This is a genomic window from Bacillus sp. PDNC022 (genome assembly GCF_016919285.1).
GTDB classification, from domain to species: domain Bacteria; phylum Bacillota; class Bacilli; order Bacillales; family Bacillaceae; genus Bacillus; species Bacillus safensis.
Map to the genome: position 1 here is coordinate 2,409,667 of NZ_CP070345.1, position 16,127 is coordinate 2,425,793.

A 16,127-nucleotide genomic window follows, 5' to 3' on the forward strand; every position below is an offset into this window, starting at 1 on the left:
CTTCCTCTTATGGTTGTGTGATATCTGATCTTAATTGTTTTTTGAAATAAACCGTGATATGACCTTTGCCTAAATCTTTTTCTCCTGCTCTGACATAGCCTTTACGCTCATACATTTCTATGAGCCATGGATGTTTATCAGCTGTGCCGAGCGACACGTATGGCACTTTCAGTGTATCCCTTAGCACTTCGGTTTCAACCCATTCCAGCAAGGCAGAACCTGTGCCTTTTTTGGCGGCTGGTTCTGAGGCAAACCACCAAATGTGAGGGACGCCGAACGGTCCTGGCTGCTCTCCCCAAGGCATACGGAGTGATAAAGTGGATAGAAGCTCTCCGTTTTCTTCCATCACATAGCAAAGATTTTTTTGTACATTTTTCTGAACGAGAGCGAAATCAGCATGTGCTGCTTGGAATTGGATCCCGAGCTCACGAATTGGCTCGTAGGCTCTTGTTGTCAGTTCAAGCAGCGCCTCTATATCTGCCTCTGTTGCCAGACGAAACGTGTATCCCAACGTTAGTCACCTCATCCTTATGTCGTGTAGCGATTTTTTGGCTCTGTTAATCCGAGATTTTCTCGTAAGGTTTGTCCTGTGTAATCGGTTTTGAATAAGCCTCGTTCCTGAAGGATTGGGACGACGCGGTCTACGAACACATCCAGCCCTTCTGGCAAGAGCGGCGGCATGACATTAAAGCCGTCTGCTGCTTCTTCATGAAGCCATGTTTCCATCACATCTGCCAGCTGATGCGGCGTTCCAATGAAAATATTATGACCGCGTGAGCCGGCAATCGATTGATAAAGCTGGCGAATGGTCAGGTTATCTTTTCTCGCCATATTCATCACGAGATCAAAACGGCTTTTCACCGCATTTGACGTGCTTGGATCAATCTCTGGAAGCGGCCCGTCTAAAGGATACTGAGACAGATCAATCCCGCCTAAGTAATTTTGCAGAATGCTCAGTCCAATCTCAGGAACAATCAGCTCCTGTAATTCTTCATATTTCGCTTGGGCTTCTTCCTCTGTATCAGCAATGATCGGAAAGATACCCGGCATGATACTGACGTCCTCTCTAGCACGGCCAGCAGCCTCTACTTTCCCCTTCAAGCTTTGATAGAATTCCTTCGCTTTATCGAGATCGTTTTGTGCAGTGAAAATGAGCTCTGCTGTTTTTGCTGCAAGCTTTTGGCCATCTTCAGAAGATCCTGCTTGAATGATTACTGGCTGCCCTTGCGGCGTGCGTGATACGTTGAGAGGACCTCTTACTGAGAAGAACTCACCTTTGTGCTGGAGCTCATGAAGCTTACTAGATTCGAAGAATTCTCCCGTTTCCTTGTTTCTGACAAGGGCGTCTTCCTCCCAAGAATCCCAGAGACCTTTGACGACCTCGACGAACTCTTCTGCCCGCTCATATCGTTTATGGTGTGCTAAATGCTCTTCTCCGCTAAAATTTTTCGCTGTTTCTTCAATAGAAGATGTGACCACATTCCATGCCGCTCTTCCGCCTGATAAATGATCAAGGGAGGCAAACTGCCTTGCAATATGGAAAGGCTCACTGTATGTAGTGGATGCTGTTGCTGCTAAACCAATGGTGGAAGTAGACTCAGCAATGGATGAAAGCAGGGTCAGCGGTTCAAATCTCGTTAATACGTTCGGATGAGAGGTTTGATTAATGGATAAACTGTCAGCTAAAAAGAGTAAATCCAGCTTTCCTTCCTCTGCCTTTTTCGCTAATTGTTTAAAATAATCTAGATTCATGGCTGCGTCTGGTACTGCATTCGGATGTCTCCAAGAGGCAACGTGATGTCCAGTTCCTGCGATGAATACGCCTAGCTTGAGCTTCCTTTTCGGCTGTGACACTTGTTCTTCATCCTTTCTATATCCTAAATGTATCAAACCGAAGTCCTTAGAAGATACATTTTTCTGATTGAATTAATCGGTTTTATTAATAAAAAAAGGGCAAATGTTGCGAAAAATGAAAAATAATTATTACTATATGCCCTTTTTACAGGATTGTCAACCGCCTTCTGAACCTCCAAAATAAGGGATTTCAAACGTTCATGACGGTGTATCAATCTCAATATTTCCGATGAGCCTGTCTGTGGTATGTGTCACCAATTGACTACGCTCCAGCATGTTGTGGGCGATGACAGAATGAGTGGAATTTGCGGTGCGGACGGCAATTGCTTTTTGAGGAGATATATTGATGATGTTATTGCGCAGCACACGGGCTGAGGCGGCCTGGTCAATAAAGATCGCCGTCGGCTGTCCGATCGATCGATTTAAATAGAAGCGGTTATCTCCAATTTGTGGCGAACCATTTTTAATATACATCACCACATATAAGGGTGTTTCTTCAAAGGAATTATCTTTAATCTCTAATACCCCCGTCGTACTGCTGTATACAGCATAGTTTTGATAGTCCTTAAAGCGATTCTGCCAAATGAAAGCCTTTGCATTCCCAGTAATACTAATGGTATACGAGGATACAAGCTCTGGATGTCCTTCTTGAATAAAGTGATTGCCGTTAATCCCGACTTCCCCTTCCTGCACCCAGATTCCTCTGCTGAATTCTTTAAATTGATTGTGCTGGATCAGGATATTCGTGCCTCTCACCACGGCCGCATCGATCACTGAGTAGACCGTATTGTTTGAAAAGACGACACTATCCGATTGATAGATACGCAGCGAGGCGCTTCTTTTTCCGGTATTCGTTCCTGATTCAATATGGTTTCCTTCTATTAGAATGCGATTCGCCATATAAACGGACACAGCCGCATCTTCAAAAAGACTGATCTTATTGCCTGTAATGTGAACACTGTCTCCCCTCACATCAATCCCTTTTTCAAACCCCTCAATCATATTGCCAATAATAATCACATTGTTTTCCGTTTGACCAAGTGAGACGCCTAAGCTCGTAATCCCTGCTTTTGTCACACCTCCTCCTACTGCACGAATCAAATTGTTGGCAATGATCGTTTCGGTGGAAAAGCCATAGGAGATACTGCTATCTGTATGATTACCTTCAATGATCACACCATAGCCGTTAAAGTTATAGATGGAGCTTGCAGCACCTCCTCTGACGATGTTGTTGCGAATCTGAATATTCAGAGGCTCCTCCATATTCACGGCATTTTCTCCATAGCCTTCAATATCAATGCCCATTCTTGGCTCGACCCCATTTACTCCTGCTCTTTCCAAGAGACAGTCCTCTACAATGACCCCATCACAGCCTGTAATCGAAATATTGTTGCGTCTCGAATCTGTGACGGTGCAGCCAGAAATATCAATAGATGAAGCAGGCGAATACGGTTCACCCTCTGTCAACAAACCGTGGGGACTGACAATGATGCCGTCTCCCGTACAATTTTTTATTTGGACATAATTGACCTCTACATGGGAGGCACCTTCGATACATATCCCAAAGCCCCATTCATGGGTTCTTCGTTCAGCGGGGAGCGGCTTGTATATATGCTCATGACGATCCCCTTCAATACGCCCGCCTCGGATGGTCACATGCTGAACCTTTCCTATATAAAAGGCTGCATACCCCCATGAATCATTTGGTTTTACCTTTATCACTGCGTCTGACGCCATCTCAATGCATATATGACTTGGCACCCGTATACCTGCACCTCGGAAAGGAAAAAACGAATCACCTCTGTATACCGCATCTATTAAATACGTGCCGCTCGGCAGCCAGACATGGGAATACCCTTGTGCTTTTGTCCATTCTAAACATTCATTAAGCTTAGCTGTACAATCCGTTTTCCCGTCAGCAATTACGCCAAAATCTAGTACATTGACAACAGGTTTTTTTAGATCAGCTTCATTCAATTCCCCCAACTTAAATCACTCCTTTTCACACATGTCCTCTCGTCATCCTATGCATGTGGTAAAGGTTTGCTTGTACATTGTTTAAAATTTTAAATAAATTCTTTTGGAATAACTTTCCGATAATTTTCACTTTGAAGAATTTTTCGATTTTTTGAGTCTTTACGCCTATTGAACTAACATTTTCCTGTTTTAGAATAGTTTTATATTGACACAAGAACTATACAAGAATATCATTTTTCTCATATCTCTTTTTTTAAGAAAGGATCTATGCCATGTCTACAATTGACCACGATAAAATTGTTAAAAGTGTTCCTCAAAAAGGGTTTTTTGGACATCCTAAAGGACTTTACACACTGTTTTTCACTGAATTTTGGGAGCGTTTCTCCTATTACGGCATGCGTGCACTGCTTATTTATTATATGTACACAGAGGTGACAAAAGGCGGTCTAGGCTTTGACCAGACGACAGCCAATTCGATCATGTCTGTCTACGGTGCACTTGTTTATATGTCAGGCGTTATTGGCGGATGGCTCGCCGACCGGGTATTTGGATCATCCAGTACGGTCTTTTATGGCGGAGTTTTCATTATGCTTGGCCACGTGATTTTGGCTTTGCCAAGCGGAGCAACAGCGCTCTTTATTAGTATGGGACTGATTATTATCGGGACAGGTCTTCTCAAGCCAAACGTTTCAAACATTGTTGGCGACCTGTATACAAAAACAGACCCACGCAGGGACTCAGGCTTTAGTATTTTCTACATGGGAATCAACATGGGTGGCTTTATCTCCCCATTAATTGTCGGAACACTCGGTCAAAAAGTGAATTTCCACCTCGGGTTCTCACTCGCTGCCGTTGGAATGCTTGTTGGACTCATTACATTTGTCATCACAAAAAAACCGAACCTTGGTCTTGCCGGTACTTATGTGACAAATCCGTTATCAGCTTCCGAACGTAAGAACTTCAAAATTTACGGATCATTGGTTGTGATTTTGCTCGCGGTTTTTGCTGTCATTGGCATTCAAACAGGCGCACTCACAATTAATCTATTCACTTGGTTTGTCAGTGCCCTTGGTGTACTCATTCCGATTGTTTATTTCATTATCATGTATTTCAGTAAAAAGACGAGCGCAGTGGAGCAATCCAGGGTCCTCGCTTATATTCCATTGTTCCTTGCTGCTGTGATGTTTTGGGCGATTCAAGAACAGGGCTCAAACATTTTAGCGACATATGCAGATCAACGAACAAACTTGAATTTCCTTGGGATGACATTAGCCTCTTCGTGGTTCCAATCATTGAACCCAATCTTTATTGTGCTGCTGTCTCCAGTGTTTGCTTGGTTATGGGTCAGACTCGGGAAGAAACAGCCGTCTACCCCGATTAAGTTCTCACTCGGTCTTTTGTTTGCAGGGTTATCCTTCATCATCATGATCATTCCTGCATACATGTCAGGCCCGAACACACTTGTGAGCCCATTATGGCTCGTTCTGAGCTTCTTCCTCGTCGTGATCGGAGAGCTCTGCTTATCACCAGTTGGATTGTCAGCGACAACAAAGCTGGCACCTGCTGCCTTCTCAGCGCAAACGATGAGCCTTTGGTTCCTTTCAAATGCGATGGCACAGGCGATCAATGCGCAAGTAGTCAAACTGTTTGATAAAGTGCCAGAAACCGTCTATTTCGGTATCATCGGATTCCTTGCCATCGTTTTATGCGGTGTGATGCTATTACTTACACCAGTGATTAAGAAAGCGATGAAAGGCGTTCATTAAATCAAAAAAGAAGCCTCCCGATTAGGTTGGCTTCTTTTTTGATGGTTTAAAACCGAATCTCGTCATCTCCATGGATTTGCAGCTTCAGCGGCTCGCTTTGTGCCTGATGCTTTTTCACATAGCGGTGATAGACAACATACCCAATGATCATGAGCGGTACGCCGACATATAGCCCGATGCGCTGCTCTTGATCAAAGGCAAGGCTGACTAACACGATGGTGTTCAGTGTGATCGCAATGATCGGCAGCACTGGATAGAGAGGGGTTTTAAATTTTAAGTTTTCCAGCTTTCCGCCTGCTTTCAAATATTTTCTACGGAAAAGAAGCTGTGATAATGTAATCGTGATCCAGCCTGTCTGTGCACTCATGCCGGCAATGGACACGATCCAAGCAAATACCGTTTTCTCTGCAAAGAACCCGGATAACAGCGAAATTCCTGTAAACAGGAAGGTGAGCAGTAAGGCATTCATCGGAATACCGCGCTGATTGACGCGTCTAAATGCTTTTCCTGCCATTCCTTCTTTCGATAAGGAATACAGCATTCTCGTCGATGCATACAAGCCAGAGTTCGCAACAGATAATAAAGCAATGATAATGACAAAGTTCATGATGTCTGCCGCAAAAGGAATGCCCGTTCTCTCAAACACAGTAACAAATGGGCTTTGCAGCACACTGGCTTCCTTCCATGGCACCATACCCGCTAAAACGAAAATAGATAAGACGAAAAAGACAAGTGTACGCCATACGGTTTGATGGATCGAACGGGGAACGGTTTTCTCAGGGTTTTCACTTTCTCCTGCCGCAATCCCGATCAGCTCTGTTCCTTGAAACGAAAAATTCACCGTGATCATCGTGACCACAACGGCAAGCAGTCCATTTGGAAACAGCCCGTCATTCACAAAATGGCTGAAGTAAGGGGCGGGTTCACCGCTCGTTGTATCAATAAACCCAAACATCGCCGCTCCGCCTACGCCAATAAAGAGTAAAATCGCAATAATCTTAATGGTGGAAAAGAAAAACTCCGACTCCCCGAACGCTTTCGCCGACCGGGCATTTAATAAGAAAAGACAGAGTCCGAATATGAGACACCAAATCCACACATCCACTTGCGGGAGCCAGCGCCTCATCAGCTGTCCTGCCGATAAGAACTCAAGGGCGACCGTTGCTGCCCAGCCGAGCCAATAAATCCAGCCAACAGCAAAACCCGCTGCCGGGCTGACAAATTTCGTCGCATACGTATGAAACGACCCCGACACAGGAAGTGCAACAGACAGCTCCCCAAGACACAGCATGGTTAAATACATGATCAATCCGCCCACAATATATGAAAGAACGGCTCCGACCGGCCCTGCTTGTCCAATCGTATAGCCCGTTCCTAAGAAAAAGCCTGTCCCAATGACACCGCCAAGTGAAATCATAAATAAATGGCGGGAGGTCATCGCCCTTTTCAATTGTTCAGGCTGATTTTGTCCAACATCCACAATGATGCCCTCCTTCTTCTAAGATGCTCTTTTATCAAATCATGTCTCCATGTGATTCATTCCATTTTCAAAACAACCTATTAATTATACATCTTTTATAATAAATATGCTTCCATCTATGGTCACTGTCTCAAAGTCTTTATTTTAGTAATGTTCGCACAACTATGTGGTGGATGTCATTTGATAGGATGCCATATATCTAAAATATTGCACAAAAAAACCAGCATGAAACTTTATCGTTGCACACTGGTTTCGTTTCATTCTTTTCGAGTCTCATTTTAGACAGTTCTTATGATCACTTTAGTCACAAGTCATTCTGCTTTTAACAAACACACTTTGATAAATTCATCTATTTTCTGAAAGCAGCGCTTTTTAGATTCAGCGTGAAAGGCCGCAGAATATGGATTGGCGAACCCATGCTCACCCTCTACTATTGTCACGCAAAGCTTTTCCTTTTTCTCCAAAACACTCGCAATCTCCTTGGGATGAAAGGATGCTTCGATCTCCGGGAAAAATAACAGCGTTTTGCAGGCAGGCACAAGATCGACGTCATCTCTGATCCTCGAACCATAAAATCCAATGATTCCGGTAAACAGCTGATCATTTTGGCTGCATCGCCAGGCAATTGTTGCCCCCACACTAAAACCTAGCAGAAATATATCTATCGCGGCATTCTTCGTTTTTAGCTCTTTTGCCAGATTCAGCACACTCTTTACCGGCTCATCAAAACCAACTTTATTCATAAAGTAGCCGTAAGCCTCATTTTCACTGACATAAGGGAAGTACTTAGCCTGTCCCAATAAATGAGGACAATAAACCTCAAAACCAGCTTTGTCGAAATAATGGATCATACTCTTCATATGATCATTTATTCCGTATATTTCGTGTATTAAGATCATGACAGGTTTTTGTTTCGATGTATGCAAATGTTCACACTTCCCTTTTGTTACTTAGAAGTCAATTGAATCGATTGGAAAATTTCGTTGTGATGATCATAGCATATTTTACCATTAAATCATCTATCTAACGTTCACACCAATCAAACCATCTTAATCAACATTTGAACTTGCGTTTTGTTTTATTCACCTTTTAACTTGGGTATAGTTCTATCGTTTGTCCGTTCGACCGTTTGAGGGCATAAAGTTGGTGAGATTCGCTCAAGCTAGTTTCAAATGCTTTACTTTTAGGTTGCTTCTCTGTAAGATCATATGTTGTAAATACCAACAAGAAAAGTGGGGAATAAAATGAGAAAAATGTTCTTTGCCATTATTTTAGGCGTTTGTGTTGCATTGATCACTGCATGTGGATCTGGTGCAAGCGACAACGCGAATAAACAATCTGGGTCTAAGGAATCAGGCGACCTTTGGAAATCCATTCAGGATAAAGGTGTATTAACCATCGGAACAGAGGGAACTTATGCTCCTTTCACCTTCCATGACAAAAAGACAGATAAATTAACTGGCTATGATGTAGAAGTCATCACAGAAGTAGCAAAACGCCTTGACTTAAAACCTGAATTCAAAGAAACACAATGGGACAGTATGTTTGCTGGACTGAATGCAAAACGTTTTGACGTGGTAGCGAACCAAGTTGGGAAAACTGGACGTGAAAACCAATATGATTTCTCTGATAAATACACGACATCTCAAGCTATTGTTGTGACAAAATCAGATAACAACGACATCAAGAAACTATCTGATGTCAAAGGCAAAAAAGCAGCACAATCGTTAACAAGTAACTACAATAAACTAGCAACAGATGCTGGCGCTAAGATTGAAGGCGTTGAAGGTCTTGCACAATCTATTCAATTGATTCAGCAAGGACGTGCTGATCTAACGTTCAATGACAAATTGGCTGTATTGAATTACTTGAAAACAAGCGGTAACAAAAACCTAAAAGTTGCATTTGAAACAGGAGATCCTCAAGAAACGTATTTCGCATTCAGAAAAGGCAGCGGCGAAGTCGTTGACAAAGTGAATGGCGCATTAAAAGAAATGAAGAAAGACGGTACACTTGCTAAGATTTCTAAGAAATGGTTTGGTGAAGATGTTACAAAATAATATCCTAGGAGTCGTCATTCCTTGGGATCTTCTTCAGCAATCTTTTTGGCCAATGGTGATGCAGGGGATTTATTATACAATTCCCCTCGCCATCATTGCCTTTATTATTGGTATTTTTATCGCGCTTGTGACAGCTCTTGCTAGAATGTCTAAAATGAAACCCCTCAGATGGATCTTCTCCATCTATGTGTCGGCCGTTCGCGGAACGCCGCTTTTTGTGCAATTGTTTATTATTTTCTATTTCTTTCCGACATTTAATATCACACTGGATCCATATCCAAGTGCCATTATTGCTTTTTCATTAAACGTAGGTGCGTATGCGTCGGAAATTATCCGTGCATCCGTCCTTTCTGTTCCAAAAGGACAATGGGAAGCTGGTTATTCAATTGGAATGACGCATCGCAAAACGCTCGTCCGCGTGATTTTACCGCAGGCTGTGCGTGTATCAATTCCGCCATTGTCTAATTCATTCATTAGTTTGGTGAAGGATACATCCCTTGCCTCCCAAATTCTCGTGGCAGAGATGTTCCGTAAATCTCAGGAAATTGCTGCGGCGAACTTGGATCAAATATTGTTCATTTATATGGAAGCAGCCCTGATCTATTGGGTATTCTGCTTCATTCTATCGCTCGTTCAGCATCAAATTGAAAAACGACTTGATCGATATGTCGCAAGGTAAGGAGGGAACGACATGCTAACAGTCAAAGGCTTAAAGAAATCCTTTGGGGAAAATGAGATTTTAAAGTCGATTGATTTTTCGATCAACAAAGGGCAGGTTGTGGCGATTCTTGGTCCATCTGGTTCAGGGAAAACAACGATGCTTCGCTGTTTAAATGCACTTGAAATACCAAATGGCGGCTCCTTTACCTTCGATGATTTCTCGATCGATTTTTCGAAAAAAAATAAATCAGCTGATCTGCTGAAGCTTCGCCGGAAATCAGGAATGGTGTTTCAAGATTATCACCTGTTTCCTCACCGCACAGTGCTTGAAAATGTGATGGAAGGTCCTGTTCAGGTGCAGCGCCGTCCAAAGGAAGTGGTTCGAAAAGAAGCCATTCAGCTCTTGCAAAAGGTCGGTCTTGAAGATAAAAAAGACCTGTATCCATTCCAGCTGTCAGGCGGTCAAAAGCAGCGTGTCGGGATTGCCCGTGCACTTGCCATTCAGCCAGAGCTTATGCTTTTTGATGAACCTACCTCTGCGCTTGACCCTGAGCTTGTCGGGGAAGTCTTAAAGGTCATGAAGGATCTAGCGAAGGAAGGCTGGACCATGGCAGTTGTCACACATGAAATCAAGTTTGCTCAGGAAGTAGCAGACGAAGTGATTTTTATTGATGGCGGCGTCATCGTCGAACAAGGTCCTCCAGAAGAAATCTTCAAACGACCAAAGGAAGAACGAACAAAACAATTCTTAAACCGGATTTTGAATCCAGTATGATGAAAAAAGGCTGTTCTCACGTGGTGAGGACAGCCTTTTTTTATATCTCTTTTTGAAGGCGAAGTGCCAGTAAGTCTTGAAGGAGCAGTCTCGCTCCCTCTGGACTGATGACCACCCCGCCGGATAGCACTTTGTTGGAGTTTGTCACTTCCCCTGTGACGATACAGGGTTTGTCCTGCCAATATGGCTTTATGACAATTTGGTCTTCTTCTCGATAAATTTCCATAAAATCGCGCGGATGAATTTTCAACCGTTTTCTTATATCTGTCGGCAGAACAATTCTTCCGACGTTATCTATATATCTTACATAGCCTTGATTTAACAAATTGACCCCCTCCTGCATCTCTAGATATAAGCAATTCCCTCTTTATCAAGGAATAAAGCGCTTCAATCGGTTATGGAAAGGATAAGTTGCAGTCTGATCCAGTGCTAAACACGCTTCCCATATATGATATACCTATTTGGTGCAGGACCAATGAAAGAAAAAGGATAACATGTGGTGAGAACAAGTTCTTCCTTTTCCTGTTGAAGTGTAATAATACTTTGATCATCTTTTTTCACAATCTTTGTTTTCTCAATTTCATAGGTAAATTGACCGTATGAAAGCTCAATGACGAGTTGATCCCCTTTCACTAGTTCTCCTGTTCGTCTAAACACAGTATCACGATGCCCAGATAAAACGATTTGTCCTTGTTCATTAGGTAAATAGCTCTCGTGGTAATGACCAACACCCTTTGCCAAATCCTCCGCATCCGTTCCTTCTACAATTGGTAACTCAGCATTTAACTTTGGAATGTGCAAGAGCCCAATGATTTCACCAGCCTTTGGCACAAAAGGGGAATCCGTCGCCCCCTTTTGCTGGATGGCTGCTTGCGCAGACTGGAAAGATTGATCTACTTGCCTTTGCCCATCAACGATCGTCATATATCCTATCATCACAAGACAAATACCTGCTGTGATCAGTGTCGCCGAGATGATTTTTTGAACCATGGACGATTACCCGTTTCTTTTTCTTCTTTTCCATACAATAAGGGCCGCACCTATTAATACGAGTGCAAATCCGACTAGTAAAATGTTGTACATCGCTGTTGCAGTGTTCGGAAGATGATGACCAGGTGTATCTGGTTCTGAATGAGAAGGCTGTTCTGGATTCCCTGGCACCTCTGGCACATGCGGCGGTTCTACCGTTGTTGAGTTTTCAGGTTTGTCTGGTTCATCCACATTCTCACCCTTCACAACTGCGATATTTTGAATGGTTTTACCTTCAGATCCTTTAGCAACTTTCGCTTCAAACGTCACTGTATGCCAGTCCGTATCTTTGATATCACCAAACTGACCGGTTACTGTGCCTTTTGTGTAGTCTCCGTTGTCGTCATCTTTTGCATCTGTGACAGCTTGATCATCTACTTTTAATGATCCTTCGACATATTCAAGACCTTCTGGCAGTTGATCGACAATGACTAGATCTTTGACGATGCTGTCTTCTACACTATTTTTTGTTTTGATGGTGTAAAGAAGGGTGTCGCCTACTTGGACTTGTTTTTCATTTGTATTGCCCTCTGCTTTTTGAGCAATCTCAGATGTTTTTTCTGATTCAAGTTTTGGATCTCTTGGATCAATGTTTGTTTCGGTTGTCGGCTCATCTGGCGGTGTGTTTTCGCCTGTTACTTTCGCTGTGTTTTGAATACTCTTATCCGCTTGACCTTTAGCGATCTTCGCTTCAAAAGTAATCGTATGCCAGTCCGTATCTTTGATATCACCAAACTGACCGGTTACTGTGCCTTTTGTGTAGTCTCCGTTGTCGTCATCTTTTGCATCTGTGACAGCTTGATCATCTACTTTTATTGAACCTTCGACGTATTCAAGACCTTCTGGCAGTTGATCGACAATGACTAAATTTTTGACGATGCTGTCTTCTACACTATTTTTTGTTTTGATAGTGTAAAGAAGGGTGTCGCCTACTTGGACTTGTTTTTCATTTGTATTGCCCTCTGCTTTTTGAGCAATCTCAGATGTTTTTTCTGATTCAAGTTTTGGATCTCTTGGATCAATGTTTGTTTCGGTTGTCGGCTCATCTGGCGGTGTGTTTTCGCCTGTTACTTTCGCTGTGTTTTGAATACTCTTATCCGCTTGACCTTTAGCGATCTTCGCTTCAAAAGTAATCGTATGCCAGTCCGTATCTTTGATATCGCCAAATTGACCGGTTACTGTGCCTTTTGTGTAGTCTCCGTTGTCGTCATCTTTTGCATCTGTGACAGCTTGATCATCTACTTTTAATGATCCTTCGACATATTCAAGACCTTCTGGCAGTTGATCGACAATGACTAAATTTTTGACGATGCTGTCTTCTACACTATTTTTTGTTTTGATGGTGTAAAGAAGGGTATCGCCTACCTGTGGTGTCTTTTTATCTGTGTTACCTTCTGCTTTTTTCTGAATGCTCGCTGCCTTTTCTGATGTTAGTTTTGGCTCACGAGGGTAAATTTCTGTTTTTGTTGTTGGCTCATCTGGCGGTGTGTTTTCACCTGTTACTTCAGCTGTATTTTGAATGTCTTGACCAGCCTGTCCCTTTTCAACTGTCACTTCAAACGTCACAGTGTGCCAGTCCGTGTCCTTCACATCGCCAAAATAACCCGTGACCTTTCCATCTGTGTAGTCACCGTTATCGTCATCTTTCACATCTGTGACGGATTCTCCATCAATCTCAAGAGAACCAGCGACATACTCCAGCCCTTTTGGTAATTGATCTGAGATCACTAGATTTTCAACAAGACTGTCTTCTATCGTGTTCTTTGTTTTAATCGTATAAAGAAGGGTGTCCCCTACTTCTGGGTGCTTCTCATCTGTGTTACCTTCTGCTTTTTTCTGTAAGACCGCTGATTTTTCTGATTCAAGCTTTGGATCACGCGGATAAATTTCTATTTCTGTTGTTGGTTTGTCTGGCGGCGTGTTTTCGCCTGTGACACTCGCTGTATTTTGAATGTCTTTACCAGACTGTCCTTTTTCAATCGTGACCTCAAACGTCACGGTATGCCAATCGATATCCTTAATGTCACCGAATTGTCCTGAAATGGTTCTGTTTGTGACATCACCATTGTCTTGATCTTGCTCATCTGTCACCGCTTGTCCATCTACCTTAAGTGAATTCGGCACATATGCTAATCCTTCTGGCAGTTCATCCGAAATCACTAAGTTTTCAACGAGACTGTCTTCTATCGTATTTTTTGTTTTAATTGTATAAAGAAGGGTGTCACCGACCTCTGGATGCTTCTCATCTGTATTACCATCTGCTTTTTTCTGCAAGACGGCTGATTTTTCAGAAGTCAGCTTCGGGTCACGAGGATAGATTTCTATATTCGTTGTCGGCTTGTCTGGCGGTGTGTTGCCGGTTGTGACATTGGCTGTATTTTGAATGTCTTTGCCTGCCTGACCTTTTTCAACTATGACTTCAAACGTCAAGGTATGCCATTTCACATCTTTCACTTCACCGAACGTTCCAGTGACAGTTCCATCTGTCATATCACCGTTGTCGTCATCTTTTACATCTGTGACTGGATTTCCATCTACTTGAAGTGAATTTGGTACATAAGATAATCCTTGAGGTAACTTGTCAGAAATCACAAGATCTTCAATCACGCTATCTTCAATAGCGTTACGGGCTTGAATGGTATACAGTAATGTGTCGCCTACTTCTGGATGTTTCTCATCTGTATTACCTTCTGCTTTTTTCTGTAAGACCGCTGATTTTTCTGATTCAAGCTTTGGATCACGCGGATAAATTTCTATTTCTGTTGTTGGTTTGTCTGGTGGTGTATTATCCCCTTCGACATTCGCTGTATTTTGAATATCCTTGCCAGCTTGACCTTTTGCTACTTTCGCTTCAAATGTCACGGTGTGCCAATCAGTGTCTTTCACATCACCTATTTGACCTGTAACAGTGCCGTTTGTATAATCACCTTTGTCTTGATCTTTGGCATCAGTTACGCTTGTACCGTCTACCTTAAGAGATCCAGAAACATAGGTTAAACCACTCGGAAGATTATCTGATATGGTCAGATTCTTAAGAACGCCGTATTGCACCGTATTTTTTGCTCTAATTGTATAAAGCAAAGTGTCGCCTACTTCTGGATTCTTTTCATCTGTGTTGCCTTCTGCTTTTTTCTGTAAAGCAACCGATTTTTCTGATTCAAGGTTAGGAGGATATGGATCGAATTCAGGCTTTACCCTTGAAGCTAAGTCGTAAGATAATGAATCACCTGCAGTGCCCATATATGTTGTACTTAATGTTTTCGCATCAAGTGTAAAAAGAGTAGAATGACCAATAGAGTCATCTTTTCCTGATTGTAATAGCATTTGTCCATTTGGCAAAAAGCTAATTCCTCGTACTCCTCCCTCAATAGGTTTACCATCTGCATTTGTGATTGGAATCACTCGAATGACTTCAGCTGTTTCAGGATTCATTTGCGCAATGGACCCACTGGTATTAGATGCGAACCAAAGATAGCCATCCTTATCGACGACAAGGTCTCCGCCAATGTCTCCGCTAATGCCAGGGCCAACGTCATAACCGACAATTTTCTTGGCCGTTTTTTGACCAGTTGCTAAGTCGTACGTTGCAAGGTAGGGTTCTCCACCAACCACATACGAATGAATATATTTACCGTTATAAACAACGGCATTAGGCGCTCTTCCGCCTAAAACACCTACACGCTCTGCTTGTCCAGTGGTCGCATTTATTTTATAAAGAACTGGCTCTCCACTTGCTGTCGTAGTTGCATACACAGTGTTTTCTTGATCATTCACAGCAACACCGTTCACTACAGTCGAATTAATTCCCTTCACCTGTACACTAGCCTTTACGTTTGTTGGATTTTGCCCATCAAGCTGATAAAGAACTAGCTTCCCATTTCCAATCATGTAGGAATCTGCGTTATTGACAACCACCGTCCCAGCGGCTTTCGTAACAGGTGGTGAGACGGTTAATAAATTTCCAGCAATCAGCACCAATATAAGAAATAATTGACTCGTTCTTTTAAATATGTTCATTTTTTGACATCCCCTTTTACTTGCTTTAAATCATAATGGTATGTACCAGTTCACCTCCCACACTTTGGTAAAGAATATCAATAAAATTTCAAAAGCCTCAACAGGACTAAATAACTATTTTCGACAAAAATAGACATTTCGAACTACATATCTCCAAATGAGTGATTTACTTATGTTCTTCCAATAAAATAACCTTTTTTCATCTCATATTTCCTCATCTATCTATCTTCTCAAACAGGTCTTATGATGTGTATTACATACAATCCTTTCTATTAAAAGATAAATAATCTTTAATTGGATAATGATGATTTTTTGTCAGCACATATTGGTTTTTTTTCTTTTTCTCTCAAAAAAAGGGAATGATTGGATCGCTTTGTCAAAAAAAACAATCCAAAAGTCTTGCTGCTTGTTTTGATGTTTTGACCTTTACGATTCGAAAAAATTCTTTTCTTAAGTAAGCGATTACAATTGAGCAAAGCCATTTAAAGGGGTGTGAGAGTATGTTACGA

General features: G+C 42.3%; 12 protein-coding genes. 4 read left to right on the forward strand and 8 right to left on the reverse strand.

What is annotated here, in order from left to right; all coding sequences use genetic code 11:
* Positions 1–7 precede the first annotated feature (7 nt).
* The 3 genes from JVX94_RS12515 to JVX94_RS12525 all read right to left on the reverse strand — a co-directional run bounded on the left by JVX94_RS12515 (position 8) and on the right by JVX94_RS12525 (position 3,840).
* Entirely contained in the window at positions 8–511 is a 504-nt protein-coding gene (locus JVX94_RS12515; RefSeq protein ID WP_024427303.1) for a GNAT family N-acetyltransferase, read from the reverse strand.
* 17 nt (positions 512–528) lie between these two features.
* Positions 529–1,854 carry an LLM class flavin-dependent oxidoreductase gene (locus tag JVX94_RS12520; RefSeq protein ID WP_144473053.1) on the reverse strand — a complete coding sequence of 442 codons (1,326 nt, stop codon included), beginning with the start codon at positions 1,852–1,854 and terminating at the stop codon, positions 529–531.
* Positions 1,855–2,052: 198 nt separating this feature from the next.
* A complete protein-coding gene (locus JVX94_RS12525; RefSeq protein WP_205183325.1) occupies positions 2,053–3,840 on the reverse strand; it encodes a right-handed parallel beta-helix repeat-containing protein in 1,788 nt (595 codons plus the stop codon).
* A 263-nt stretch (positions 3,841–4,103) separates the two neighbouring features.
* Between JVX94_RS12525 and JVX94_RS12530 the strand changes: the two genes are divergently transcribed.
* The gene (locus JVX94_RS12530) at positions 4,104–5,597 is read left to right on the forward strand and encodes a peptide MFS transporter (protein ID WP_144473057.1); all 1,494 of its coding nucleotides are present in this window, start codon (positions 4,104–4,106) and stop codon (positions 5,595–5,597) included.
* A 46-nt stretch (positions 5,598–5,643) separates the two neighbouring features.
* Here JVX94_RS12530 and JVX94_RS12535 read toward each other — a convergent pair whose 3' ends face one another.
* On the reverse strand, positions 5,644–7,077 hold the full coding sequence (locus JVX94_RS12535) for an amino acid permease (protein ID WP_039176475.1): 1,434 nt from the start codon (positions 7,075–7,077) through the stop codon (positions 5,644–5,646).
* A 311-nt stretch (positions 7,078–7,388) separates the two neighbouring features.
* Positions 7,389–8,003 carry a dienelactone hydrolase family protein gene (locus JVX94_RS12540; RefSeq protein WP_095407731.1) on the reverse strand — a complete coding sequence of 205 codons (615 nt, stop codon included), beginning with the start codon at positions 8,001–8,003 and terminating at the stop codon, positions 7,389–7,391.
* 318 nt (positions 8,004–8,321) lie between these two features.
* Here JVX94_RS12540 and tcyA point away from each other — a divergent pair, with 318 nt between their 5' ends.
* From tcyA to JVX94_RS12555, 3 genes are read left to right on the forward strand one after another with little or no spacing between them, the layout of a single operon-like run.
* Positions 8,322–9,137 carry a cystine ABC transporter substrate-binding lipoprotein TcyA gene (gene tcyA, locus JVX94_RS12545; protein WP_095407730.1) on the forward strand — a complete coding sequence of 272 codons (816 nt, stop codon included), beginning with the start codon at positions 8,322–8,324 and terminating at the stop codon, positions 9,135–9,137.
* Positions 9,124–9,816, forward strand: coding sequence for an amino acid ABC transporter permease (locus tag JVX94_RS12550; protein ID WP_205185558.1), 693 nt, complete (start codon positions 9,124–9,126; stop codon positions 9,814–9,816). Before tcyA ends, JVX94_RS12550 begins: the two co-directional genes overlap by 14 nt.
* A gap of 12 nt (positions 9,817–9,828) precedes the next feature.
* Positions 9,829–10,572 carry an amino acid ABC transporter ATP-binding protein gene (locus JVX94_RS12555; RefSeq protein ID WP_025093654.1) on the forward strand — a complete coding sequence of 248 codons (744 nt, stop codon included), beginning with the start codon at positions 9,829–9,831 and terminating at the stop codon, positions 10,570–10,572.
* Between the two features lie 40 nt (positions 10,573–10,612).
* On the opposite strand, the gene JVX94_RS12560 is transcribed toward JVX94_RS12555, so the two are convergent.
* From JVX94_RS12560 to JVX94_RS12570, 3 genes are all read right to left on the reverse strand, one after another.
* A complete protein-coding gene (locus JVX94_RS12560) occupies positions 10,613–10,897 on the reverse strand; it encodes an AbrB/MazE/SpoVT family DNA-binding domain-containing protein (RefSeq protein ID WP_111289658.1) in 285 nt (94 codons plus the stop codon).
* Between the two features lie 104 nt (positions 10,898–11,001).
* Positions 11,002–11,562: a class D sortase gene (locus tag JVX94_RS12565; protein ID WP_025093656.1), complete on the reverse strand. Its 561-nt coding sequence runs from the start codon at positions 11,560–11,562 to the stop codon at positions 11,002–11,004.
* Between the two features lie 6 nt (positions 11,563–11,568).
* Positions 11,569–15,618, reverse strand: coding sequence for an isopeptide-forming domain-containing fimbrial protein (locus JVX94_RS12570; protein WP_205183328.1), 4,050 nt, complete (start codon positions 15,616–15,618; stop codon positions 11,569–11,571).
* Positions 15,619–16,127 lie beyond the last annotated feature (509 nt).